This is a genomic window from Microvenator marinus (assembly GCF_007993755.1).
In the GTDB taxonomy this organism is placed as follows: Bacteria; Myxococcota_A; Bradymonadia; order Bradymonadales; family Bradymonadaceae; genus Allomicrovenator; species Allomicrovenator marinus.
In genome coordinates, this window is sequence record NZ_CP042467.1 from 3,488,300 (window position 1) to 3,512,011 (window position 23,712).

The following is a 23,712-nucleotide window of genomic DNA, read 5'->3' on the forward strand; positions in this document are numbered from 1 at the left end:
TCTTAGAAGCTTTGAGAACCCCAATTCTTCTGCGATCAACCTACGAGGAAAGGGCCTTCTGTGACTTGGGTCTGACGGTCCAAACCAGGGCTAAGACTAGGAAGTAGAGCCCCACGGCGGCCGCCATCGGGTAGAGCTGGTAGGCGGGATAATAGAAGCCGAAGAAACCGGCGGCATAGATGGGGAAGGACGCCACAAGAATTCGCCAATCGTCGGTCACCATGCCAACCGCACTGGCGATGAACCCCCACAAGAATATCTCGAGCGCCTGTGCTGAAACGAGGCTGATGTCGGCTTGATACGCCACAATACGCATGAACATCACCGCAAAAAGGCCACCCATGATCACCTGAATGATTTGGCGGTTGGCAGTGTTTGCGAAGAGGCGTTTTCGAAAGAAGAAAATCACCACCGAAGCAATCAAAATACTGCGCGGGGACGAGAGCACATGTTGATACATGGGGTTTTCATAGACTTCGTCATTCACCGCCATCTGGAAGCTGACATTTGACCAGACAAAAAACGCACCAAGCACCAGCGCCGAGATGCTTCGAGCCGAGGCCCCAGTCCCCAAATCAAATGACGCGCGAAGCTCCTTTAGGCGTTTGACCTCCTGGCGCTCAGCCTCGCGTCGAGCAGCTAGTTCCTCAACCTGAGCCTGGATCTGGGGTCGAGGCTCAAGGAATTGTTGGACGGCCGCCGCGGCGCCCACATCGTTTTGAATGGAGATGTAGAAATCCACCAGAGCCTCAAGGACCGTCTGCAGGCCCGCGCGCGCCTCCTTATTCTCGGGCCAAAGCGAAAGGGCCTCGCGGAATCCGAATCGGCACTCGTTCAGCCTCTCATGAACCAAGAGCTCAGTGGCCTCATCGCGTTTGGTCTCGAGCATATGTTTGGATTCGAGCCACACCTGGAGCGCCTGAGAGCTCAACTTCAGCGACGCCCGATGCTCTAGATAACTCGCCAACGCACTCTTGAGCTCGGCCACGCTTTGAAACCGCTCAGCCTTGTCAGCAGCCGTCGCCCGATTTGCGATTTCCCCAAGCTCTTCAGGGATCTCTGAACCGTACTCGAAGGGCTTGGTCATGCGCGCGGCGAACATAGCCTGCAGATTGTTGTTCCCAACATTTCGAAACTTTCCGGTCAGAATCAAATGAAGAGTCGCGCCGAGCATGTAGATATCGGTGCGCTCGTCGATATTGGCCGCCGTGTCGTCGGTCTGCTCCGGCGCCATAAACGCTGGCGTGCCCGCAATTCCGGGCGCGTTCTGCCGGTCGGGCATCATCGCATTGAACTCAGAGCTCACGCTCACCGCGATGCCCCAGTCCAGAACATAGACCTCGCCGTAGTTCCCGATCATCACGTTCTCGGGCTTGATATCGCGATGGATGATGCCGCGTGAGTGCGCAAAACGAATCGCGTCGCAGACCTCGAGCAGGATCTGCAAGTGCCACACGAGGTCAGCCTCAACACCAAGCGGCGCCCGGCTCGCGTCCATGATCACGTCTTGCCAAGAGGTGCCTTCGATGCGCTTCATGACGATGATCGGCCGCCCCGTCTCGTCTTTGCCCACCGAATAGATCGGAACTACGTTCGGGTGTTCGACAACGCCGGTGATGTACGCCTCTTGCAGCAACGCAGCCACAGCTGAGGCGGACTCACCATCGTGCGTGGACTTCACGGCCACGAGTCGGTCGAGCGGCGCTTGCTTCGCCAACATCACCACGCCCATCCCGCCTTCGCCGAGCTTGCCTTGTACGTCGAGGTCCGGGCCCATGGCGCCGGTCTTGCCGAGACTCATCCGCGGCAGCGACCGCAAGACCTCCACGGATTTAGCGGTGTGCGGACTTACGCCAAGCGTCGCGCCGATATCCGGGCTCACCAGCGTCTCTTGCGCTACCCAGGTCTCGGACAGCTCCCCTTTAAATGCCTCCAGCTCGTCTGACATGCTCGGACTATACCCCCAAGTGGAACCTTGTCGTATTCAAAAAAGTAACAATCAGGTAAGGAATTTTTCTGGCATCACGCAGATTGGAGTGTGGGGCTAATTTCAAGAGCGATTATGAAATTCATGACGTATCGAATCCTATTCCTTCTTATTGCGCTCACGGTTCTCTGGACTGCGCCGGCAACGGCTCAGACCACCAGTGCTCGTGCGGAATTCGAAGCACAAATTGAGCGCGCCGAGAGCTCGACGAATACACCTCTCGGACTCGCAGCCGCCCATGCCGCGCGCTCGCTCGCCGGCTATGTGGACCGCGAGGTATTTGAGGCGAAAGTCGAAGAAGCGGCGCTACAGGCCAAAAACCCGCTCGTAGCCTTCGAGCTTTCACGCATTGCGGCCAACGCCCGATTGGACCTTGGGAAGAACCAAAACGCCGGACATAACGGTGCGCTTGCGGAGCAAGGCTGCCTTCGCACATGGAGTTTGATCGGGCCCTTTGCAAACGAGAGCATGGAGGGTTTTGCCGCTCGACTTGGGCCGGAGCTCGGAGAACCAGGGCCGTTCACAGGCAAAACCGTGGAAGTGAGTTGGCGAGCGCTGCCGCAAATCGACCAGGGTTGTGCGTTTGCCTTGGGTCAAGTCGTCACGCCAGACACCGCCGCAGTGGTCTATCTGTCCGGTACGATACGTGCCAACTCAAGAGCGAGCTCATTGCTCTATCTGGGCGCCAATGGAGCTTACAAGGTCTGGGTGAACGGTGAGCTTGTGGGCCTTAGGGAAGACGATACCGGGCTTGCGCCTGATACCGAGGCGTGGCCAGTTGTGCTCAATCGCGGCGCAAACTCGGTGGTGGTCAAACTCGCGTCACAATCGAGTCGATCCCTTGGTTTCATCGCCCGACTCACTGACCGGCGCTCGCAACCCCTGAAATTTGGAATGGACCCGAGCGTCCCTGAGAAAGGAGATGTTCTGGATGCGGGCGACCCATCAAAGCTAAAACAAGACCCAAGCGGCGCGCTAAGTGCCACAAACACGTTCCTGCAAAATGCCAAAGGTGACGAGGCCATCTGGGGCGCATGGCTGCTGCAAAAACTCGCTTGGAGAGATGCCTCAACGCCCTGGAGAGATATCGCTCAAAAAGAGGTCGAGAGTGGCCTTAGTCCACGCGTGCTCGCCCTTGCCTCCACGCTCTTTGACGAGGCGTGGATGAGTCGAAATACCCTCGAGCGTGCGGCACGCAGCGCGCCAGACGATCCCTTTGTCCAGGTTCAGTTCGCAGAAATGCACGAGAACTCGATGACGGAATTGGATCGGCTCAAAGCCCGACCCGTACTTGAGGCAGTCCTTGAAAAGTACCCGAGTTTTCTTCCAGCCATCGGCCAACTCACGGATTGGTACCGTTCGCGTTCAAGCTATCAGAAAGCCGAGGCCATTCTTGAGCGTGCAAAAGCGGTACAAGACGTTCCAGGAATCCAATTCAGGCGTGTGGCAATCGCTCAGGAATTGGACACGCCCCAAGCCGTGCAGAAGCTAAGAGTCGAGGGTCTGAGAATTGGCCGAATCTCAAGCTCGTATCTCTGGGATCACGTCCGCGATTTGAGCGTGCTCGGAGACCTAGACGCGGCGATCGAGGAGGTGCGGCACTATCGGGCATCCTTCCCAGCCTCGGTTTTTGCGGCACAACGCGAAGCCGAACTCCTTCGCGCCAAAGGCGATCTCCAAGGCGCGTTGCAAGTCTGGAACGACCTGCACGAAATGAACCCTGGCGAGGCCGAGATTTTGGAGCGTCGCGCTGAATTGCATATGGCGCTAGACCAGCGGGACAAGGCCACACAAGACTTGGAAATGGCCCTACTGAGGCGCCCGCAAGACCAGACTTTGAGCGAGAAGTTGAGCTTCCTTCTTCCTGCCGAAGATCGCTTTTGGGATCCCTATATTGTTAGCGATATTCGCGAACGCATGGTTGCCACCGAAGCCACGCCGTTTTCCTACGACACGCTGGTCTCTCAGAAGGTGACCTATGTGGCGCCGAATGGCCTTTCGCAACAGGTCACGCAGCGCGTTGACCGCGCCCTGACCGCCGAAGGTGTGGACACCGCAAAAGAGATGAGCGTCGCGTTTTCTATGGGTGATGAGCGCGTGGATATCCTGAGAGTCCGTGTCTACAAGGCCGACGGCACCATCTCCGAGGATTATTCGCATTGGGAGTCGGGCGGAACTCGAAAGGGCTCTACCACCTACAATGACACTGCGTACCTGAATATCCGCGCGAATAACGTGAGTGTGGGTGATGCCGTGGAATTCCAATATCGCGTCTCACAGGTGGCGAACTCGAACTTCCGAGGGGACTACTTTGGCGACATTATGTACGCCCAATCCAATCGCCCCATCGCCTACCAGCGTTACGTGGTGCTCTACCCCAAAGATTGGGAGCTCTTCTTTAGGCCACCAGCCGTGGAGCACACCCGAGACGACCAGATTTTGACCGCTCAAAAGGCGACGCTCTTCGAGATGAAATCCGTGCCTCATGTGGTTGCCGACAACGACCAGCCAGGCGCTACCGACGTTTACGACTATATCCTCGCCAGCAATAAGCAGACCTGGGACGATATCGGCACGTGGTGGTGGCAGCTCATCGCGGAGCAGCTCATCGTGGATGACGAGATTCGGTCGAAGGTTCGAGAGCTCACGCGCGGCAAGAAGACCACCAAAGACAAGGTCGAGGTCATCCATAATTACGTGGTCCGAAACACCCGTTATCTACACGTTGGGCTTGGTATTCACGGCTGGAAGCCTTATCGCACGACCACTGCCTTTAGAAACCGATATGGCGACTGCAAAGACAAGGCGGCGCTCCTCAAGGTCATGCTCGAGGAAGCTGGTGTGGAAGCGAATATGGTGCTCGTGCGCACGCGGCGCCTTGGCAGCGTGGACGAGTTCCCCGCGTCCATGCACGTCTTTAACCACGCCATCACCTATGTTCCTGAGCTCGACCTCTACCTCGATGGTACTGCGGAGTTTAACGGCACGACCGAGCTCACCACCATGGACCAAGGGGCGCAGGCCCTGATCGTGCGTGACGGTGGAAAGTCCTCGTTTGTGCGGCTTCCGGTAGACAAGTCCAGCGCGAATGTTCTCGAGATGAAACTCGACGTGGTCGTGAGCAAAGACGGTGTGGAGACTCGCGGCACGATTCATGCCACGGGCACCAACGCTGTCTACTTCCGAAGCATCTTCGAAGACCCCGAGCGGCGCAAAGAGGAGTTTGAGAGATACCTCGCGTCTACCTACCCGGGAGTCACCATTGAGTCGGTTAAATTCGAGGGGCTTGAGGATTTGGAGAGCCCCACCAAAATCGAGTTTGTGGCAAGTGGCGGGCGCCTCGTGAACGAGGACGGTAGCCGCAGATTTGTCTTCCCTATGGGCACTAGGAAAGACCTGCTCGCCGCCTATGCGAAATCGTCTACGCGCACACAGGCTCTGGATATTCGAGTGCCGTTCACCACGCAGACGCGCGTAAAATACAGGCTCCCAGAAGGCCAGGCGTTCAATCAAGTCCCGGCCAATGTGGATCTAAAGAGCCCATTCGGCGGCGTCAGCGTCTCGTATAATCGACTCCCTGACGGCGGGCTCGAGACCGAGGTGAACTACCATATCGATGTGCAGCGCGTGGCGGTCGAAGATTATGGTGATTTCCGCGAGTTCATGAGCTCGATCAACGATGCCCTGAACAATTCTATCGCGATCGGAGAGGCTGAATGAGATTCCTCAAGCTTATAGCGATTCTACTTTGTGTGCTCGCGCAGGCCTGCGCTGGGCCTCAGCCCGTTGTGCGAGATGTGGCCTTCAGCCCGCAGATCAGCGCTGGGGTTCAATCATGGATGAAGGGTGAGTCCCCTCAGAACTTGGATTGGGAGTCCGACGCGCGCGCGGCGTTTGTGCACGCAGAGGTGCTCTACCATCAAGGTGATATGGAGGGCGCGTTTGACGCCTACGCGCGGACGCTGAGCACGGATGTGCGCTCAGAAGCGGCGCGCTACGCCGCCGCTCGGCTCTACACTATGCGAGATTCGGTGGCTGAGTTTTCGGCACGTATAATGCCAACGATTTCAGATCTCAATGTGAGCAACGTTGCGCCCCTGACGCGTCTCTACCTCAACATGATCTATCAGGCGGCGTCTTTCAGACTCTGGGACCAGTCAATGGAATACGCGCCCTTTGACGCTGCCGCGGTAAATTTTCCGAAGATGTGGAGCGTGAGTCCACTCCTTTCGCCATGGCGAATCTACGATTGGGACACGCAATTTGCGCCAGAAACTGAACCTCGTCTAGCGGACACCTACCTTTCTCCCCTCATGGCCACCGAGAGTCCGGAGAATCGCGAAGAAACCGAACATTACGTAGCGAATGGGCTTAATCTCGCCCCGTCCTTCGGCGCTGATGGTATCTACTATCTCGAGACGTTTTTTGAGACACAGCGCCCGATTGACGCTTGGGTCTACACCAATTTTGCCGGCGCTGGCCAGGTTTGGATCGATGGCGCCGAGATCGTCAATTACCCAGACCGTGGGTACACGAGCGGCAAGCACCTCACACGCGTTGAGCTTGAGAAAGGTTGGCACCGAGTCCTCGTCAAAATCGGAGTTCAAAGGGGGTATCGCGACTGGTTTGACTTCCAGATTTTGCCCGAACAAGCGCGCCTTGGCGAAGTAAAGCTCGATTTCAGAAGTGGGTGTGTTGCGGCACGTATCATGCCGGAGTGTTTCAGTGGCGAGGCCAATGCAAAGACACGGGTAGCCGATGAGGGCCAGAAGGCGTGGGCGTTTGAGCCCGTCTGGGTTTCGCCAGAGGCCGTCAGTGGCGCAAATGATATTACGCTCTATTTAACCCTGCTTGGGGCTCATTTTTCTGCCGAGACTCGAGCTTTTGATGCTGCCTGGGACGAATTGATGAAGCGCCATCCGGCCTTTGCCGCGGCGGAGCTCTTAAAAAGTCTGCAGGTTCAGACGCGCTGGGAATTGCCGTCGCGCTTACGAGACGCGAACGCGATGCAACACCTTCGCCGCGCTCACGATTTGCAGCCGGACAACGCGCTCTATGCCTATTTGCTCGGGGCACGCCTGAACTCAAAGTCTCAGGACCGTGAAGTCCGCGAGCTTCTCGAAAAGGCCTATAACGGCGCCAAAGAAGGTGGTCTCAAGAACCTTAATGCCATCACGACCTGGGCCAGTTATCTGGAAGGGCAGGGCTATCAGGAGAACTCGGAGGCCGTTTGGCGCGAAGCGCTCACTTTGGCGCCCGAAAATTGTGATGTCGCGCGCAAGGTCCAGACCCTGGAGCAATCCCGACAGGTCTTCCGTGAGCCGGTTGAAATCACCCCGTTCCACACGAGCTGTCCAGCCCTTCTCGAGGCATGGATCAACGCTAAGCCCGAGCTCGCTGAGCAAAACTTGGATATGATCGAGAAGTACGCCTCGCGTTTTCCCTATCGCGATGAGTCGCAGCGCCGGTGGGCGGACGAGCTCTGGAAGCTCGGTCAGGAAGATAAGGCCCGCGTGGTTGTGGACGATGCGCTCAAGCGCATGCCTGATTCTCCAGTTCTCTGGAATTGGAAGATCGACCGCGCCTTCGCCGAGAAGGGTCTCGATGCGGCCCTCAAAGAGATCGATACGTATATGAACACACACGGCTCTCTTGGTTGGCTCATGTGGAAGAGGGCGACTTTGAGCGGCGATGTACCCCTCCTAGACACTATGCCCAACGGCTACGAGGCGGCGATGAAGGCGGTTCAAGATTCGGCTGATGCTTCGCTTAGCAATGATGACGCCTACTACGTGGTGGATTACGCCGCGCGCGAGTATTTGCCCGACGGCGCGTCTTTAACACTGACCCACACGGTGGTGCGCGTCATGACCAAAAACGCCATCGACCGTTACGCCGAGACGAGCGTGCCGTCCGACGCATATTTGCTGCAGATCCGGACCATCAAAGAGAACGGCGAGACCCTGGTCCCCGACGACGATTCGGGCAAAGAGGCCATCAGTATGCCGGGACTTGCGGAGGGGGATTTTGTTGAAGTTGCCTACCTTCAGTACAGCGGTGCGCCGTTCCCGGGCTCGCATCGGCAGGGCGTGAAGTTCTATTTCAAGATGAAGGATATCTCGACGCTTCATTCCGAGTATGTGGTCTGGGGTGATGCCGGCGAACTCATTCAGAAAAACAACGCGCCCAAAGTTGAACGCGTTGAGCGCCAGGGCAAAACCGGCATGCGTTTCCTGGCCGAGAATAATCCGCGTCCGCGCCAAGAACCTTACTCGGTGCCTATCGACGAGTTCCTCCCGTGGATTCAGACCTGGCGGCACGCGCTCAGTGTAGACCCTGTAGAGACGTCGAGGCGATCGACCTTCGAGCGAATTCACGACAGCCTACGGCTCAGCGCCGCGCTCGAATCTCAATTCGATACGTGGCTTGCGGAAGTCGGCGAGGACGTAAAGACCGCCGAAGGCGCGCGCGCGCTCTTCTACAAGGCTGCAGCGTGGATTCCTGATCCGAGCGCGGGCCAATTCGGAACCGAGGCCGCCCATGCGCTTCTCACCCGCGAAGGTAGCGCGCATATCGTCTACAAAGCCCTTTTGGACTACGCCGGAATTCCAGCGGAAATCTACCTTGGACGCAGTGGTCTCGCGAATCCCGAGCCCGACCCCATCAACGAATTTGGGAAATTCTCCATTCCTCTCGTACGGGTTCAGATCGACGACCAAACGTTCTGGACCTCGCCAGACGGCCCAGATGCCTCGTGGAACGCGTTGGGCCCCGTGGTGCAGGGTCAGCCCGCAATTTGTGTTACGTGCAAAATGGCGAGCACTGAGACGGTTCCTGAGGCCGCACCGTTGAAGTCCTTTGTTCAGAATATTCACGTCAAGGGTTCCGTAGACGAGCAGGGGAATCTAAACGGCGAAATTGAGATCACCTTGCCGGGTAATGCCGCGCTGAGTTTCCGTCAGGGCCTCCGCTCCAGAAAAGACGCAGAAAATCGCGACAAACTCATGGGGTCCCTGGCCGCGAATATCGTGCCGGGAAGCGTAGTCACGGGCTATGAGATCCTCAACGAAACAGCGCCCGAGGCTGACCTTGTGATTCGAATCACCCTGGTACGTCAGGGATTTGCGCGTGTGGTTCCCGGCGGGCTGATGGTGGAGACTCGCATCTTCCCCGAAGCACTCGCTACTTACTATGGCGCCTTGCCACAACGCACCACGCCCATGATCGTGGGCTACAATCGCTACACCAACCAGACCCTAGAACTCAGCTTTCCCGCATCACCCGTGGTTTTGAGCTCAGGCATGGAAGGAAAGTCCCAATTCGGCGACTATGAGCGACGGGTCCAGGTCGAAGGAAATACGGTGAAACTGGTGGCCAATATCGCGATGCCCGTGCAACGTGTAAGCACACAAGACTATCCGGCCTTCCAAAAATGGGTCAGCAAGATCGATGAAACCTCAGTGTTGAAGGTCGCCACGCAGGCGGTCTCCTCCGTGCAAGGGCGCTAACAAAGGTAAGAAATGGGCAAGAAGAAGAAAGTCAAAGCGGAACCAGGAACACTGGGTGAACTCTTGCTCAAAGCTGCTGAAGCGCGCGCAGAATCGAGAGAAGCCGCGAAATCGGCAGCCCCTGAACCCACTCCAAGTCCGGCTCCAGAGCCCGCCGAGCCAAGCCCTGAACCACTAAACCCAGAAGATTTGAGCGACGAAGCCCTCTTTGCCGCGGCGCTCGACGAGATAGACAAGGGCGCGATTTACGCTGGGAAGTTCGGCAATCTGAATGACGAATGGCGCCCAAAATCCTCGGAAGTCGTGGAAACCGTGACCGTTGAGGACGTGCGCAAAAAGCAGGACGACCTCTACTTCGAGCGCATGATTGGCCAGCTTCAGAAGCGTTTTGAGGACGGGAAGTATTACACACCGGAGCATTATGGCAGCGAGGAGTCTCTGCGGCGTGCTGCGAACCATCGCTACGAAAAAGCTCGCCGAATCGGCCCCATCCCCGTGCTAGATCTGCACGACGTCACGCTCAAAGAGGTCTTCGAGATCATGGAGGCTTTTGTGCTCAAGCGGCAAAAAGAGGGCGCAAAATTCGTCCGCATCATTCACGGCAAAGGAAAGAACTCGGCAGACGGTCCCGTGCTTCGTCCGCTGGTTTCCCAATGGGTCGAGGCCTCTGTGCGCTGTATTGGGTGCTTCCCTGAGATTGATGTGGATGGAGATCACGGCGTTACCGTGGTCGAGCTCAAGAGACCGAGCCCAACCGCCTAACCTTTCAGTCAGGCGTGCAGCCATCTGCGCCGCACACGTCGATCACCTCAGCACTGTTGCGGAAGAAGTGGACCATCTGGTCGTTATGCCACTCGGCGTTTCTCGGCATCCCGTGCGCATCAAAGCAGCACTGCCCGTAACAACAATCAAATGGCGCGCCGCCCGCACTCTCTCCGGCTGGGCAACCCGCCGGGCACTCCAGATCGCTGCCGCCCGTCGGGACCTGGTTTCCAGGAATTGGCCACGGATTTCGCCATTCGGTGCCGTTCACCTCAATGCCAAAATCGTAGAGCACCACGGCAGAACCGGTATGTGGGTACGCCGTCTCATCAACGAGCGCGACCTCGCGTTCAGGGTCGTAATTCTCCATGAGTGCCACGCCCAAACCAGGCGTCCGGGTTAGAAGTTCGTTTTGCAGCACGGAGACCTGGAAGTCGCCCTTCGTCGGCGCCCAGAGCATATGATTGACCTGTTCGTCGATCGGGTCGGCACTCAGACGCCACATGTAGCTCACAGGATCGGTTCCGTCCCACCAGAGCTGAATGGTATTCAGCGCCAGGAGTTGGTCGATAGCATTTCGATATGAGCCACGAAGCACTGCAAAGAAGGGGGCAAAGTCTACTGAGCGATGAAGGAGCGTGCTGTAGGTATGTCCGGGAACACCAGCGTGGCCGAGGGAGACGTCCGGGCTCAGCGCCACAAAGGTCGGTCCAAAAATCCCACCTTGAGAAATGCCCGTGTAGTAGAGTTCATCGTTGAGAACGATGTCTCTCGAGTCGATTTCTTCAAGCGCGCCAAACTTGTGCTTGAACGCACGCGCCATGAGGATCCATTCGAGCATGCCCTGGTGAAGTTGGTCGCCAATCAGGCCAAACTTGGACAGGTTTACCGAGATTAGCGCCGCATCCACGCCACCCTGCGCCCCTGACATTCCCCACAAACTCGCCCCGAAAAAGATGAACTTATGCTTGTCGGCAATGCGCTGATTGAACCGGCCATAGGTCTGCGAGCCCTCGCCAAAGAGACCGTGGCCGTACATTGCAAGGCCGTGCGGCTCCTGGGTCAGCGCCGTGCGCGGCACGCTCACCCAGAACTTTACCGTACGCGTCCCCTCGGCCTCCGGCATGCCGTCCTCGCCGATTCTCAGGCGCGCATCGCCCTCTAAAACCTCGATATAATGCGGCGCATCGAACTCGCCCTCGAGCCTGAATGCCGTGATATCGTTCTCCTCAGGCGTAAACTCTTGAACCGAAGTTACGCGGAGCTCCGGGCCTTCCGGGAAGGCTTCAAGCGCTTCGTCCCGCATATGAATCATATAGCCGTTGAGGCTATCATTGGATGCTGTGGTCCAATCCCAGGCGAGGTTTAACGACTCCGTGGTCCAGCCTTCGGCGTTCAAAATGCCAAAAATCTCGTCGAAGCGTGCCTGACGCTCTGCCAGGAATCCCGTGGCACTTTGCGTTGCGAGCGCCTCAAACGCAGGGCTTCTCGGGATGTCCGCACCGTCCGTATCCTTAAGGTTTCTAAACGCGACCACGTAGCGTGTGGCAGGCCGCAAAACCTCAGCAGGTCTCACGATCAGCGTCCTTATCTCGGGATTATCCGTCTGGTTGTCGTGGTCCACGAAGAATGGCACGCGCCGAGGAGTGTCGCCGACTTCTAGAAAGAGGATTTGAGAGTTTTCGTCGAGCGAATTCTCAATACTGTACTCATCCGGAAGGCCAGAAGCGTCCACGTTCGGGAAGAGCGCAACGGCCGGTGAGCCAAGCCCGTAGCCGTCTCGACGCTTGTACGGTGCGGGATCGATATGGATTCCGTCCCGGTTTGCTGGCAGCGCCGTTGGCGTAAACTCAAGGGTGTATCCGGTTTCTCGGCTCGAATCAGGCTTCAAAAAGTAATTCGAAGGCCACGGAAGAGCACAATGCCCGGGGTCGATCTCATCGCAATCTGAGCGAGTTTCCGGCATGTCCTGTGCCGCGTCCAGATCATCACCAGCATCATCCGGAGCCTGATCATTGGCGGCATCTGTCCCCATATCGGGGTTTGGTTGGGGTGTGGGCGCGTCGTCCTTACCACATGCGGCAGCCAGCAAAATCAGTGCGAAGAGATAGATTTTCATAGTCCGAACTCTTGTTTCTTGGCCTTAAACTCGGCTTCACCCGTGTAGCTTGGCGTGTTTGACATCTCGCGAATTCGCTCCTGCGCTGTGCGAGCACGCCCTGCTGGGTCAGGGTGTGTCGAAAGAAACTCAGGCACATTGGAGTCCCCTAACTTCTTAAAAAACGTCACGAATCCTTGTGGGTTGTAACCGGCGCGAACCATGTAGTCGAGACCAAAATCGTCCGCGTCGTGCTCGTGGTCACGGCTGTACTTGAGGAAATATCCCTGTGCCGCCACGGACCCCGCGAGTCCCGCAAGACCGCTTGGATCCTTGCCCGAAGCCATCTGAATGAGTTGGTCTGCTCCAACCATAACCAAGAGCCGTTGCGCCACGTGCCGTCGCGTGACGTGAGCAACTTCATGGCCAAGCACGCCAGCAACCTCGGCCTCCGAGGACGCGGACTTCAAGAGTCCCGTATAGATGTAGATATTGCCGCCCGGAATCGCGAACGCGTTCACGGTCTTCGGGTCGTCCACCACCGTAAACGTAATACGAATACCACGCGGGATATCATTCTTGGCGGCCGCTACGATCTTTGCGCCCATGCCACGAATATAGGCCTGCAGGTTCGGGTCCTGATGAACCTTGTTCTCGGCCTCGATCTGGACCGCGACCTCCTTGCCCATCTTGTTCTCTTCGGAGACCGGAAAGACCTGGTCTGCGGTCTGTCGCGCCAGATTGGATGTGGCGCAAGCTTGCGTAAGCAACACACTAAAAATCAAAGTTAAGAACACTGAATATTTCATTGTTTTTCCTCGCGTCAACGCGGGCTCTGTCCGCGTTAGTTGCATGTTTGCGGAGATCAATAACCCGCAAACCAAAGTCAAAACAACTTAGTGCTGCAAATCCTAAAAAATCAAAGGCAACTTGAATTTTGTGCCGCACCCCCCAAAAGTCAAAGACAACTCACAATAGAGGAAGGTGAGAACAAGGCTAGACAGCGCAACCCTTGTCAATCATAGCTTTTTACACCACCCATCCGAAGAAGACAGAGCCTTCTTCTACTTACTCACAAATCGGAACTTCCCAACGACCGTTGAGGTTGTGGTCGCCTTCCACAATCAGGCCGCCACCAATGGTTGTGTCCGTAATCACGTCGATCACCAACCGGCCTTCGGTCATGATCGAGTTGATATTTTCGCCGTGCACCACCGTGACGTTATTGCTCAAGCTGAGCTGAGCATCCACAAGTTCGGCGGGTCGAGTAAAGAGAACCGAATCACCACCACCGGCACCAAACCCACAGGGATCTTCGGACTCCTCACCGTAGAGGTCGATCCAGAACTCACCTTCCTCAAACGCACTCGGCGAGGCGCTTCCGGACATGAACGTCCATGCCTTTCCGTCAATCGTTCCGGTGAGAGGGCCGTCGCTAAGGGGCGCCTGATCATCGCCACATGCCATGGCCAAAAGAGCAGCAAATAGTACCAAATACTTCATGTCAAAGCCTCTAAGTTATTTGTTCTAAGGACGTTATGGTCGAACTTGTGGCCGTTGACGATAGGAAACACTGGAAAATTCAATCTGAAACCACGATCTTGCCGAAATGGTTGCCGGTCGCCAAATGCTCAAAGGCCCTTGGTGCCTCATCAAATCCAAATCGGTCTGAGATCACCGGTTCAAGATTCAGCGCCGAGACCGCTGCACTTAACGCCTCGAACTCGGCCTTCGGACCCACAAAAATCCCCTGCATCCGAATATTGTTCATCAGCAGAGGAGTTGGATCAAACGCCGGCAGGCTGCCGTCGTGCGAAAGCACTCCGATAACGTAGATATTGCCGCCTGCAGCTACCGCTCGCAATGACTGAGCGAGCGTTCCAGCGCCGCCCACCTCGATGATATGGTCCACGCCTTCTGGACACCACTTCCGGGCCTCGCGGCCCCATTCCGGCGTGGTCCTGTAGTTGATGGTGTACTCGGCCCCGAGCTCCCGCGCCCGCTCGAGCTTCGCGTCGTCCGAAGACGTCACCGCCACGCGCGCGCCCATGGCATGCGCCAGCTGCAACGCGAAAATCGACACACCGCCCGTACCCTGAACCAAAACCGTCTCGCCCGGCCGAAGTCCACCATGCGCGATCAATGCGTTCCATGCGGTCAGAGGCGCGCACCCAAGCGTAGCGGCAGCCTCAAAGCCAAGACCATCGGGAATCGCCACAAGTCCATGCGAGTCAAAAACACGAGACTGAGTAAGTGTGCCCTGAAGCGGCCCTCCCAGCGTGGATTTGAGATGCTCGCGCTTGAGCCGCCCACTCTGCCATGTCTGTGCAAATGCGGGCATGACTCGGTCGCCCACTTTCCAGCTAGCCCCCTCACTCGTCTCCACCACCACGCCGGCCGCATCCGAACACGGCACCAACGGTAGCGGTTGACGAGGGTTATAGTGGCCTCGAACCATCAGGAGATCGCGGTAGTTCAGCGATGTCGCCTTGATCTCAACACGGACTTGGCCGGGCTGAACCTCTTCGGGCTCTACGCTTTCAAGTTTGAGATTCTCAACGCCCCACGCCTCAATCATCCACGCCTGGTTCATGACAACAAACTCCACGGCTTGGCATCCAAAGTCTTCGGATTGAACTCCGAAGCCTGCACCAGCTGCGCTTGTGGATAGGCCGTGTAAAGTCCGGCGAGCACCGCACTCGGACGGTGATTCCCAGACTGTTTGACGCCGCCGAAAGGAAGCCGCGACGAGGCCCCGCACGTAGACCGGTTCAAGTTCAGAATCCCGGTTTCAAGATCGTAACCGAGGTCCTGAAACCTCTCTTCGTCACGAGTATAAATACTCATCGCGAGACCAAAATCCGTGGCATTCGCCCACTCCACTAGGTTTGCGTCATTGTGCGCCTTGTAGAGAACGACGTCCGGCCCAAAAATTTCAGCGGCCTGATGCGTGCCGCGAGCGTCGCATTCCTTGGCGTGCCAGAGGGCAGGGCTCACAAAATACCCCTGCAAATCCTGGCGCGCGAGGCCTCCCTCGAGCAGATTCACCAGCCGCCCATTTTCCGTATCTTGCTGCGCATCCAAGAATTTCTGGAACGCACCTTGAGTGGCGAGCGGCCCCATAAACGTGGTCTCGTTGACCGTATCCCCCATGGTGACACGCGCCGAGATATCCCTAAACCGCTCCACGAACTCGTCAAAAACGCTCGCCTCCAGAATGATTCGGCTCGTCGCGCTACAACGCTGCCCGGCAGTCATATAAGCCGCAAACGCAATATCGTGCGCGGCGTGCTCAAGGCCCGCATCCCCAAGTATAATCGAGGTATTCTTGCCGCCCATCTCCAGAGCGAGCAGTTTTTGTGGGTGCTCCAAAGTCGCGCGCTTGATCCTCAAGCCGGTCTCGTAGGACCCGGTGAACAAGACCCCCCGAATATCTGGGTGCACAACGAGCGCCGCCCCGACTTCACCCGGACCCTGCACAAGGTTGATCACCCCGTCCGGGATACCAGCTTCTCGGGCTGCCTCGATGTAAATCTCCGCGCTCTTGGCCGTAACTTCCGACGGCTTGAAAATCACCGTGTTGCCGTTGACAAGCGCCGGCACGATATGCCCGTTCGGTAGGTGGAGCGGGAAGTTGAACGGCCCCAAGACCGCGAGTGGTCCGAGCGGCCGATATCTCCACGAACCTCCACTTAAACCCTCTGGATGAACGTCCGCCGTCAGCGCAGCCCCTTCGCCCGTCATAATATCGATCTTGGCGCTCAGCGCGTCTGCTTCGGTGTACGCCTCCCAGAGAGGCTTTCCCGCCTCCAGAGCGATAGTGCGAGCGATGAGTTCACGGCGCGACTTGAGCGCCTCCGAGAATTTGTGGAGGTAGCCGATGCGTGCCTCGCGGCCAAGCCGGTCCCAGCTGCGCAGCGCGGCTTTTGCTTTCGCCACCGATGAATCAACCTGATTCAGGTCCCACGGGATTTCGTACAAAATCTCTTGCGTGTTTGCTGGGTTTTCTCGAACTAAAATTCCATGACTCATTGTACTACTCTCTTTGTTTGCGAACCCAGCGACGCACGACCTTTACCCGGCCAATACCTCGTCGCTAGACGATCGCTCAAATACTCCCGCGCCATCTCAACCGACGCCAAAACGTCCGGGTTCGATACCAAAGAAGCCGCGATCGCGGAAGAGAGCGCACAGCCGGTACCCCGCACATCGTCCGGAATTCGCGGAAACGCCTTAAGGTCCAAAACCTCGGTTTGCCCACGAAGCATCAGGAAATCAGCCACCTCAGAGTCCGTACTCGGAAGGTGGCCCGCTTTCAAAACTATATCCGCGTCAAATGCCGCTACCGCCCCTATCAACGCCGCCTCAATATCCTCACGCTCCATCGTCTCGCGACCCGTCAAAACCAGGAACTCGGGCACATTCGGCGTAATCAACGTGGCAACGTCCAGGATCGGCTCCCAACCATTCGGCTCCCCGCCGGATAACCACATGGCCTTGTCACCGTCTCCAGACGCCATGACTGGGTCGAGCACGATCGGCACACTCAGCGCCTTGAGCCGCGAAGCGACACCCGCGGCAATCTCGGCATTTCCAAGCATCCCGATCTTGACCGCATCTATCTTGAGATCGTCCAAGACCGCGTCAAGCTGGCCGAGGACTTCATCAACTTCTAGCGTCTTGAACCCTTGAACTCCCTGAGAGTTTTGCCAGACCACCGATGTGATCACGGACGCACCCAGGCACCCGAAATCGCGGAAAACCCCAAGGTCTGCGGTGATGCCGGCCGCTCCGGTTGGATCGGTGCCAGCAATGGTCAAAACACGCTTAAGGCTCATTTCTGAATTTGAGCCTGCTCAGCACGCTTTTCTGCTTGTGCCTTCTCGGCGCTGTCGATCTTGTAGGCGAGCAGGGCGCTGCCGATGATGCCGAAGACCATGGTGAGGACGGTGTAAAAAATCACCTTGCGTTTGTATTCGGGCGCTGAAGTGTCAGTCTTCTTCCAAGATGTATCCACGGTCGTTCCTGTAAATCGTGTGTTGGGCAAGGTATACCACGTAGAGGAGGGCTTTGTCCTCCTCAGATGGGCGTAGGCAAAGGCTATAAACACCCACATGCGGAACAACGCACAAAGAAACTCAAAATTCCCCAACAAAGATAAACATTGTTTACAAAGTAAACTTTGTTTACTATTGTACATGGAGTTGGGTAGTAATCATAGAGGCGCATACGCGGACGGAGCCAGGGTAGACAGAACTCAGATTACGAAACCTCAAGCAGAAAGGTGACCATGTCTATATTCGGATTACTATTAGGATTTCTAGCAGGCGCCACGGCTTGGACCTTGACCGAATACGGCCTGCACCGAGGCTATGGTCACAAAGGGGGATCTAAGAACCCCTTCACCGTAGAACATCTGGCCCACCACACCGACATCATGTACTTCGCGCCTGGTTGGAAGAAGTTTGGCGCTGCATTCCTCGTGCTGGGCATCACAGGCCCGCTTCTCTACCTCGCTACGGGAATCTACGGCATTGCCGCCTCCTTGGGATTTGCGCTCACCTATCTTACCTACGAATTCATCCACAAAAGGCTACATACGCACGGGCCAAAAACTCGCTACGGACGTTGGGCCAGAAGGCATCACCTCTACCACCACTACAAACGCCCGAACCTCAACCACGGCGTGACCACGCCCATCTGGGATGCCGTGTTTGGAACTCTCGAAGTCCCGCCAAAGATCGTCGTTCCGAGGAAAAAAGCGCTGCCTTGGATGTTGAATGAGGAAGGGGAAATGCGGGCGGAGTACGCCGAAGACTTTGAACTACATAGTCCACGCGTCGCAAACTAACTCGCCGCAAACTCAGGATACGATCTTGAGTCTTTCGCCGATCGTGGCGTGAATGGTGGCTGCGGCCGACTTCTCAGTACCTTCGGTGAGCCAGACACCGTGGGGTTGAATACCCATAACCGGTGCCTTTTTGCATTGGCCAGTGCACTTCGTCTTCACGATCATGGTTTCTCGGTGCGCGCCAAGATCTTTGAGGGCTGACTTGACGCCGCATAGCACGTCCTTGGCCCCATTCTTTTTGCAGTCTTTGCCCTGGCAAACCAAGACAACATTTTGAATTTTCCGAAGGTCTCTGGCCATGCACTCCTCCATAACCAAGTTCGAAAAGGACACTAATGAAATTGAAAATGATTTTCAATAGCAAGAAGGAAAAAAAACGACCCTCGTTTTCCAGTTAACTTTGTTTGTTTTGCCACGCTTAACCTAGGAGAACGGAGCCCTCATCTACGGGGGCGTCCAAAACTAGCGATTCACCCGTTACCGGGTGCGGGAGCTCAAGCCGCCAGGCGTGCAGCATCATGCGCGCCACACGCGCGCCGTCCCAGCGCGACACACCACCGTAGAAGCTATCGCCCACAATCGGAAAGCCGAGCCCGGCGAGGTGCACGCGAATCTGGTGCATACGCCCAGTCTTCGGATACGCCTCAACAACGCTCAACCCGCCCTCAATCCGTCTCCGCTTAAACGTCGTCTCCGCAAAATCACCGCCGGCCCGAACGGTGACCATCCGGTTTCGCTTCCCGTCGCGTTTTGACGCCAGATGGTTCGTCACCGCGGCCTCTTCCGGAAACTCGCCTACCACCACCGCCAGATAGGTCTTTTGCGCAAGCCGCTCTCGGAATGCGTCCGTCAGCCCCTTGTTCGCGTCCTTATGCTTACCGAGCACGATCACACCGCTCGTCTCCACATCGAGCCGATGGTGCAGGGCCGCGCGGGCCTTCGGGTTCGTGAGCCTCAGGTATCGCTCAACGGCAGCAACTAGATGGTCACGCGCCGGATCACGGGTGCCCTGGCTCGGAAGTCCAGAAGGCTTGTCCACAGCGATAATCCACGTGTCTTCAAAAATGATATGCGGCGAGATGTCGATCAACATCGGTTCAAGCGCTTAGGGGAGCCACAACGGCTCGAAGTTCACCGATTTCAACCTGCATTCCCGGCTCGTTGTGGTCGCGCTTGAGATAACCCATGGCCACCCATGCGCCATCGCCGGTTTGCGCCACACTCCGGACTTCTCCCACGACCTTTCCGTCATGCAAAATCTCAGAATCGAGCGCCGGGGCTTGTTGCCCTTCGATCACAAGGCGCCGCAAAAGCTTCGCGGGTACACCGCGCGTGTCTAGGCGTGCGATGACCTCTTGGCCCAGATAACACCCCTTATCGTAGGCGATTGCGTAGTTCATATCGGCTTCGAGTGGGATGATCTTCTCGTCCATCTCCACGCCAAACCTTGGAATCCCGGCCTCAATTCGGGCGCGCTCCATCGCCAGGTGGCCGGCACGAATCATGCCAGACGAACGCAACAACACCCGCTCGATGCGTTCCTTGGACTCACGCGGAACGTAGAGCTCAAACCCCGCACCGCCCGTGATTGGCGTTGCCTGCACCACCACACCATCAGCGCCAATGCGTCCACTGGTCCCATGAAATGGCGCGAGGTTCTCAAGCCGCACAGAAAATCGTCCCGCGGCCTCCAATGCCTCGGCGGCACCCGGTCCAAAAACACCCAGGCGCGCTGTGCTCGAGCGGCGGTCATGGAATTTCGCATCTTCCGTAATCACGTGATTCTTAAAGTGCGAAACAGCTCCGGCAGCGGTCTGGCCCGGCTCGAGGTCCAGGATCAAAATGTCCAGAATGTGCAGGAGGCGCAGGTCCGTCACAAAACGCCCTTTGACGTTCACGGCGGTCGTCATCATGCCGGCCCCTTCGGCCGCGAGCGTGAACACATTCCCGGTCACGAGGCCCTGAATCAGCTTGACCACGTCTTGGCCTGTAGCCACCCAAGTCTCGCGCTCGTCGCGGTCCACCAAGACCACCCCGCTGCGAATACCCTGGTACTCAGCCTCGGGATCACCCCAATGCATCACGACTTCAGCCCCGCGCCAGACCTCGGTTTCCTTGGACGTCACGAGTACGCCTCCTCAACACAGCGCACGATCTCTAAGAGCTCCTCGAGCCCCTGATAAGCTGGCGCCTTGTTGACCATGAGTTGTTGAAGTCGGTCTATCCTCAATTCCATTTCTCGCCAGAGCTCGGGCGCGATCGCCATATCTTTGAGTTCGTCGAGCAGCTCGTAGACGATATGTAATGCCTGCACGAGCTGCGTTTCCAATCCCTCAGATGGATCGGCCAGCCAAATCGATTCAGACGCGTGCAAAGTCTCTAGAACGCGTTCCCATTCGTCGGCGCTTGGCCTGATTCCGCCAAAGAGCACGCGATGCAGATACTCATCCTGAACCAGCGAATCCACAAAGGTCTTTGCCGCCGCGTGTCTCAACGCACTCAGGAGTTGGTGTTGGGGCAGGTACTCGGCCAAAATCGACCATGCGGCTGCATAATGAACACCCAAGGCCGCGATCTGATGGAGCGCATTCTCGCTCAGAATCATGCGGACATGACCCACCTGGGAGTCCACAAAGTCCTCGCCGGCTTTGCTAAGGCGCTCCCGCAAGTCTCCGACTTGGAGTCCAAATCGCCGGCTCAGGTCTTCCAGAGAAAGGTGGCTCGGCACCCCGTGAAACTCGAAGATATCCCCGGCCAGACTGTCGCGCAGCGCCTCTGTACAGGACTCGCGCGTCATCCCAGGCCGCTCTTCAAAGGTCGGGTTCAGGAATCGCGGCGAGATATCGCCGATGAACGCGCGCCCACCGCTCGTGGTAAAGGCGAGTCGTGTCAACGACGGGTCCACCGTGACCGCCCCACGGCTCGCGATAGTCTCAGGCAAAAGCGTCCAACCCTGGCCGGTCTCCACGTTGAAGAGATAGGAGTCCGACCAATCGGCCACCACAAACGGGCCCGAAATCCAGGTGTAAACGTTGGTCACCATGCGACGACGTGACGAGGAATCAGGCGGTTCAAAGACAGAGTTGCGCGTAGAAAACCCTGCTTCGGTCTCCACCACATGCGGACCAACGCGCCTTGGTGGGCGCGGGATTTCCTGCAGTTTTTCAGGCGTCCAAAGCCACCAAGACTGGTCGTCAATATTGCGCACCTCAAGGCCGTCCGGGCCCCAAGAACTCGCCCAATAATCGTCGAGTTCGCGCTCGTCGGTTCCGTCGAGTCGTAAGACCACGGCGCACGGCCCAGAGCGTGTCTGGATATTGAACGCGAGCCAATCATTCGAAGGCCCGATCATCGGATGGCCCGAGGTGGTTCCCCGTGTCGAGTAAATCTCCCGCGCGTCGGAATCGAGACTCTCGACCACCGAAATACGTGTCTCTTCAAACTCGCGGCTCACGATCACAAGCGCGCCACAATAACCGCCCACCCAGAGGAGCTCGCTACCGCGATCCACCTCATAGACTGTGAAATTGCCGCTCTCGCCCGTAGCCTTGACCTCAAGCCCCGAAATGCCCACCAAATGGTCCTCAAACCATGTTGGCTGCCCCTGAGCTACGAGTTCGGTGGGATGGAACCACGTCACGAGCGGCACGTCATGTGCCAGCCATTGCGGGCGTCGGGCGATGCGCTCGAGCGCGCGTGCCGTCTGAGACATCGGCTCGAGCACCGCACGGGTGAATGCCTCCACAAAATTTCGACGAGCCTCCAAGGAACGCTCTTCGAGGCGCGCGCGCCCCGTGGATGGCGAAAGGTGGAGGTAGATGGACGGGTCCGCACCAAATCCCATTTTGGTAACTCGCCAATCCACACCCTGCTCGTCTTGGTGATCGACGATATAGACAAATTTGGCGTCGCCAGGCTCGGTCTTCAGGCGCCAGCGCTGGACGTCGATAGTCGGCTCGATCTTGAAGCCGCTCGTGAATTTCTCCACGAATCGACGCACCGAATCGTCATCCTTGCCCACCAGAGATGCCCGCCTGTAATCATCGCGCGCATAGTCAACCACGAGGGCGACTTCGTCGTCGTCGAGTCCTAGCCAGTAGACATCGTGGCCCCCGACGACCTCGTGCCTTAACGAAAAATCAAGGCTGAGCGGTGAGTTCATTTGGGATCGATTCGCCAGACGTCAGCGTTGGTCAGGTCGGCGAAGTAGAGCTTGCCGTCTGGACCAATCGTCAGAGGAGAGAGTTGACCGTCGGTCAGTTCGGTCTGAAGTTCGCGAAGAACCTCACCTTCGAGGCTAAGTGCCACGATTTTTCCGGAGGCGTTATCACTTACGAAGAGCACGCCTTCGTGATGGACAAGGCCGCTCGGACGCTCAAGCGTTCCTGATGGCAGGATATCCGTGATGCTCGCACCGTCTAGAACTTGGTTGATAGCCAGCGGCTCGTAGGCAGGAGTAATGGAACCCATGACCGTGGCAGAATCTGGATTGAGCTTAGCGATACGGCTGTTTCCAGTGTCCGCGATATAAAGCTCACCGTCCACGAAGTCCATATGGCTTGGTACGCCTTCTACACGTGCGAATTCACCCACAGCGAATCGCTGGATCTCGCCGTCTGAGTGGTCGTGATAGCCCGGTCCATGGTCGCCTTTGAAGTCGTAGCGCTCGACAGCGCCGACAAATCCGTTAAACGTCCAATATACATTGGCCGTCTCGTGCGCGATTCCCATGCAGAACGGGGTCGAATGCAACATATCCAGGTGCGAGCCGTTCAACGGCGCACCTTCGGAATCCACGCCCGGATCTTGCGCGTAGATGCTCAGATCCGACGACCACAATGTGGGTCCAATGAAGTTCGCCGGGTCATCGAGGTAGTTACCCGTGCGCTCTTCGTGACATGTGGCGAAGGTGGCGCCTGCGCCAAACGCCATGCTCGATGGGCGGCGCATGAAGTGCCACGAATTGCCGTCAACGAGGACCTGGGCGGTTTGGTTGGCTTCGCCCGGATTGAAGATAATCGTCGTGACACCCTCGAGTGAACCACAGCCCTCGGCCGTAGCGCTGAGGCTTGTGCACGGAGCGTCGCTCTTAGGCTGGCGCTGGGTAATCCAAAGCTCTTCGGGTTTGATCGGATTGAACGCGAGCGCGGTCGCCTCAAGGGTCACGTTCGCAGTGCTCGTGTGAATCTTCACAAAGTCCACGCTCGCCGCGTCGCCATCGCCGATGATGTCCGCCACTTCGTTCATGGGCATCGTATTGTTGGGCTCAACGTTATTAGGCTCCGTGTTGTTCGGATCCACGTTGTTTGGGTCGGTGTTATTGGGGTCCGTATTATTGGGATCCGTGTTGTTTTCTCCGTTGTTATCGGGGATCACGATCGGATCTTTCTGTTCGGCATCGTCGCCGCACGCCACAGAAATCAACGATAATCCCAACACTGCTACTAACCACTTCGACATGTACGCTCCTTCAAATTACGCCCACTAACGGGGCGGAGCATGACAG

Annotated in this window: 17 protein-coding genes; 4 read left to right on the top strand and 13 right to left on the bottom strand. The window is 57.2% G+C overall.

The features are described 5' to 3' along the window. Window positions 1–40 precede the first annotated feature (40 nt). Window positions 41–1,948, bottom strand: a complete 1,908-nt coding sequence (locus tag FRD01_RS14375; RefSeq protein ID WP_146960787.1) for a serine/threonine-protein kinase — start codon at window positions 1,946–1,948, stop codon at window positions 41–43. 114 nt (window positions 1,949–2,062) lie between these two features. Between FRD01_RS14375 and FRD01_RS14380 the strand changes: the two genes are divergently transcribed. From FRD01_RS14380 to FRD01_RS14390, 3 genes are read left to right on the top strand one after another with little or no spacing between them, the layout of a single operon-like run. Continuing rightward, window positions 2,063–5,707, top strand: coding sequence for a DUF3857 domain-containing protein (locus FRD01_RS14380; protein WP_146960788.1), 3,645 nt, complete (start codon window positions 2,063–2,065; stop codon window positions 5,705–5,707). Continuing rightward, window positions 5,704–9,495, top strand: a complete 3,792-nt coding sequence (locus FRD01_RS14385) for a hypothetical protein (protein ID WP_146960790.1) — start codon at window positions 5,704–5,706, stop codon at window positions 9,493–9,495. The genes FRD01_RS14380 and FRD01_RS14385 overlap by 4 nt, the downstream gene beginning before the upstream one ends. Window positions 9,496–9,507: 12 nt before the next feature. Further along, a complete protein-coding gene (locus FRD01_RS14390) occupies window positions 9,508–10,257 on the top strand; it encodes a Smr/MutS family protein (protein ID WP_146960792.1) in 750 nt (249 codons plus the stop codon). Window positions 10,258–10,261: 4 nt separating this feature from the next. Here FRD01_RS14390 and FRD01_RS14395 read toward each other — a convergent pair whose 3' ends face one another. The 7 genes from FRD01_RS14395 to FRD01_RS14425 all read right to left on the bottom strand — a co-directional run bounded on the left by FRD01_RS14395 (window position 10,262) and on the right by FRD01_RS14425 (window position 17,372). Then, window positions 10,262–12,376: a hypothetical protein gene (locus FRD01_RS14395; protein WP_146960794.1), complete on the bottom strand. Its 2,115-nt coding sequence runs from the start codon at window positions 12,374–12,376 to the stop codon at window positions 10,262–10,264. Continuing rightward, entirely contained in the window at window positions 12,373–13,164 is a 792-nt protein-coding gene (locus FRD01_RS14400) for a M48 family metallopeptidase (protein WP_249755633.1), read from the bottom strand. Before FRD01_RS14400 ends, FRD01_RS14395 begins: the two co-directional genes overlap by 4 nt. Before the next feature lie 259 nt (window positions 13,165–13,423). Next, window positions 13,424–13,858: a hypothetical protein gene (locus FRD01_RS14405; protein WP_146960798.1), complete on the bottom strand. Its 435-nt coding sequence runs from the start codon at window positions 13,856–13,858 to the stop codon at window positions 13,424–13,426. 79 nt (window positions 13,859–13,937) lie between these two features. Continuing rightward, window positions 13,938–14,948: a zinc-dependent alcohol dehydrogenase family protein gene (locus FRD01_RS14410; protein WP_146960800.1), complete on the bottom strand. Its 1,011-nt coding sequence runs from the start codon at window positions 14,946–14,948 to the stop codon at window positions 13,938–13,940. Beyond that, complete coding sequence (locus tag FRD01_RS14415) at window positions 14,945–16,387, bottom strand: aldehyde dehydrogenase family protein (protein WP_146960801.1); 1,443 nt, start codon at window positions 16,385–16,387, stop codon at window positions 14,945–14,947. The genes FRD01_RS14410 and FRD01_RS14415 overlap by 4 nt, the downstream gene beginning before the upstream one ends. Then, entirely contained in the window at window positions 16,384–17,193 is an 810-nt protein-coding gene (locus tag FRD01_RS14420; protein ID WP_146960803.1) for a hydroxymethylpyrimidine/phosphomethylpyrimidine kinase, read from the bottom strand. Before FRD01_RS14420 ends, FRD01_RS14415 begins: the two co-directional genes overlap by 4 nt. Continuing rightward, entirely contained in the window at window positions 17,190–17,372 is a 183-nt protein-coding gene (locus FRD01_RS14425) for a hypothetical protein (RefSeq protein WP_146960805.1), read from the bottom strand. Before FRD01_RS14425 ends, FRD01_RS14420 begins: the two co-directional genes overlap by 4 nt. A gap of 273 nt (window positions 17,373–17,645) precedes the next feature. Here FRD01_RS14425 and FRD01_RS14430 point away from each other — a divergent pair, with 273 nt between their 5' ends. Continuing rightward, window positions 17,646–18,206: a sterol desaturase family protein gene (locus FRD01_RS14430; protein WP_146960807.1), complete on the top strand. Its 561-nt coding sequence runs from the start codon at window positions 17,646–17,648 to the stop codon at window positions 18,204–18,206. Window positions 18,207–18,218: 12 nt separating this feature from the next. On the opposite strand, the gene FRD01_RS14435 is transcribed toward FRD01_RS14430, so the two are convergent. The 5 genes from FRD01_RS14435 to FRD01_RS14455 all read right to left on the bottom strand — a co-directional run bounded on the left by FRD01_RS14435 (window position 18,219) and on the right by FRD01_RS14455 (window position 23,666). Continuing rightward, complete coding sequence (locus FRD01_RS14435) at window positions 18,219–18,506, bottom strand: (2Fe-2S) ferredoxin domain-containing protein (protein WP_249755634.1); 288 nt, start codon at window positions 18,504–18,506, stop codon at window positions 18,219–18,221. Between the two features lie 118 nt (window positions 18,507–18,624). Next, the gene (locus FRD01_RS14440) at window positions 18,625–19,299 is read right to left on the bottom strand and encodes an RluA family pseudouridine synthase (RefSeq protein WP_146960811.1); all 675 of its coding nucleotides are present in this window, start codon (window positions 19,297–19,299) and stop codon (window positions 18,625–18,627) included. Window positions 19,300–19,303: 4 nt separating this feature from the next. Beyond that, complete coding sequence (gene ygfZ / locus FRD01_RS14445) at window positions 19,304–20,332, bottom strand: CAF17-like 4Fe-4S cluster assembly/insertion protein YgfZ (protein WP_146960812.1); 1,029 nt, start codon at window positions 20,330–20,332, stop codon at window positions 19,304–19,306. Then, window positions 20,329–22,368, bottom strand: coding sequence for a hypothetical protein (locus tag FRD01_RS14450; RefSeq protein ID WP_146960814.1), 2,040 nt, complete (start codon window positions 22,366–22,368; stop codon window positions 20,329–20,331). The genes ygfZ and FRD01_RS14450 overlap by 4 nt, the downstream gene beginning before the upstream one ends. Further along, window positions 22,365–23,666, bottom strand: coding sequence for an NHL repeat-containing protein (locus FRD01_RS14455; protein WP_146960816.1), 1,302 nt, complete (start codon window positions 23,664–23,666; stop codon window positions 22,365–22,367). Before FRD01_RS14455 ends, FRD01_RS14450 begins: the two co-directional genes overlap by 4 nt. Window positions 23,667–23,712 lie beyond the last annotated feature (46 nt).

Coding starts and splice junctions, on each gene's coding strand:
- FRD01_RS14420 (WP_146960803.1), bottom strand. CDS start 17,193: ATGAGCCTTAAGCGTGTTTTGACCATTGCTGGCACCGATCCAACCGGA.
- FRD01_RS14375 (WP_146960787.1), bottom strand. CDS start 1,948: ATGTCAGACGAGCTGGAGGCATTTAAAGGGGAGCTGTCCGAGACCTGG.
- FRD01_RS14455 (WP_146960816.1), bottom strand. CDS start 23,666: ATGTCGAAGTGGTTAGTAGCAGTGTTGGGATTATCGTTGATTTCTGTG.
- FRD01_RS14415 (WP_146960801.1), bottom strand. CDS start 16,387: ATGAGTCATGGAATTTTAGTTCGAGAAAACCCAGCAAACACGCAAGAG.
- FRD01_RS14395 (WP_146960794.1), bottom strand. CDS start 12,376: ATGAAAATCTATCTCTTCGCACTGATTTTGCTGGCTGCCGCATGTGGT.
- FRD01_RS14430 (WP_146960807.1), top strand. CDS start 17,646: ATGTCTATATTCGGATTACTATTAGGATTTCTAGCAGGCGCCACGGCT.
- FRD01_RS14450 (WP_146960814.1), bottom strand. CDS start 22,368: ATGAACTCACCGCTCAGCCTTGATTTTTCGTTAAGGCACGAGGTCGTC.
- FRD01_RS14390 (WP_146960792.1), top strand. CDS start 9,508: ATGGGCAAGAAGAAGAAAGTCAAAGCGGAACCAGGAACACTGGGTGAA.
- FRD01_RS14440 (WP_146960811.1), bottom strand. CDS start 19,299: ATGTTGATCGACATCTCGCCGCATATCATTTTTGAAGACACGTGGATT.
- FRD01_RS14410 (WP_146960800.1), bottom strand. CDS start 14,948: ATGAACCAGGCGTGGATGATTGAGGCGTGGGGCGTTGAGAATCTCAAA.
- FRD01_RS14435 (WP_249755634.1), bottom strand. CDS start 18,506: ATGGCCAGAGACCTTCGGAAAATTCAAAATGTTGTCTTGGTTTGCCAG.
- FRD01_RS14405 (WP_146960798.1), bottom strand. CDS start 13,858: ATGAAGTATTTGGTACTATTTGCTGCTCTTTTGGCCATGGCATGTGGC.
- FRD01_RS14385 (WP_146960790.1), top strand. CDS start 5,704: ATGAGATTCCTCAAGCTTATAGCGATTCTACTTTGTGTGCTCGCGCAG.
- FRD01_RS14400 (WP_249755633.1), bottom strand. CDS start 13,164: ATGAAATATTCAGTGTTCTTAACTTTGATTTTTAGTGTGTTGCTTACG.
- FRD01_RS14380 (WP_146960788.1), top strand. CDS start 2,063: ATGAAATTCATGACGTATCGAATCCTATTCCTTCTTATTGCGCTCACG.